Raw genomic sequence first — 359 nt, 5'->3', positions numbered from 1 at the left:
TTTGGATACAGAATAACGACGTTGATATCCGCCATGCCGTAGAAGGCATGAGCAACCGCTGCGCCTGTGTCACCTGAGGTTGCCGTCAAGATAGTGATCTTGCCACCTTCAGAAACCGTTGCTAGTGACTGAGCCATAAAGCGACCGCCAAAGTCCTTAAACGCAAGAGTAGGACCGTGGAACAGTTCTAGTGCATACGTGCCATCTTTAACTGATTTGATAGGCGCTGGAAATTGAAATGCAGTGTCTACCATCTGAGAGACTTGAGACTCAGAAAGCTCGTCACCAATAAGCGCCGAAAGTATCTTACTGCTTCGGGTTACAAAGTCTTCCTCGAGCAACGCGTCGATGTTATCGAG

1 pseudogene is annotated in these 359 nt (G+C 48.5%); it reads right to left on the bottom strand.

Annotation, left to right across the window (positions count from 1 at the left end):
* Positions 1-359 (bottom strand): annotated as a pseudogene (locus AB4585_RS24260) (threonine synthase); the annotation flags it as partial.

The organism is Vibrio sp. 10N.222.49.C9 (genome assembly GCF_041474985.1).
Classification (GTDB): domain Bacteria; phylum Pseudomonadota; class Gammaproteobacteria; order Enterobacterales; family Vibrionaceae; genus Vibrio; species Vibrio crassostreae_C.
This window is presented reverse-complemented; position numbering and strand designations above follow the sequence as displayed.